This is a genomic window from Vibrio sp. 704 (genome assembly GCF_033339295.1).
The window spans coordinates 1-604 of the sequence record NZ_JAWOUH010000676.1 but is presented as its reverse complement, the minus strand read 5'-3'; the positions used below and the strand labels follow the sequence as shown (position 1 = coordinate 604).

General features: G+C 48.8%; 1 protein-coding gene. It reads right to left on the bottom strand.

The features are described 5' to 3' along the window. A partial coding sequence (locus R7R24_RS28455; RefSeq protein ID WP_318120416.1) for a UUP1 family membrane protein occupies positions 1-604 on the bottom strand: 604 nt, incomplete at both ends.

The window sequence follows — 604 nt, the reverse complement described above, 5'->3', positions numbered from 1 at the left end:
ATCAGCATGATGGTCTTGAACATCGCTTGCTCTTCTAGAGGCAAGCTGTGGATTGATAAGTTAAGCAGGCCATCGGCCTCAACCTTGTTGTTTGTCGCTTGTTGAGGCGTCACTTCTTGTTTGATCATGGAGAAATGAACTTGGCTGTTCTTGCCTCCCACAAGGTCAAGTAACGAAACGTTCGATTCATCCCAAACAAGAAGGTTAGGTTTTACGGCTTTCTGCTCTGAATTTGGCGAGAACAGAACCCAATCTTTTCCAGACCAAACTTGCACCATCGGTTGGATGGTTTGACGACGACGGCCATCTTCAAGCTCGATTACGCCAACAATTTTACTTTGAACGCCAGCCGACAGAAGAATCTTGTGCAGTGCATCGGTGCGGTCAAAATCGTTCAATAATAGAGCGGAGTTTTGGCTGTCTGGATCGTTAAGCGCTTTGATTAACTCGCGTGCAAACGTCACGTTGTCCGCAGAACGGCTCATGGCTTGATCGATGAGGGCGCTTGCTGCCGCTTGTTGCGGAGCGGATAAAGTCGGTGGCGTGATATCGCCAGCAGGAGGCAGTGGTTCCACTTTAGCTTGTGGATCAACTAAGAACTGCG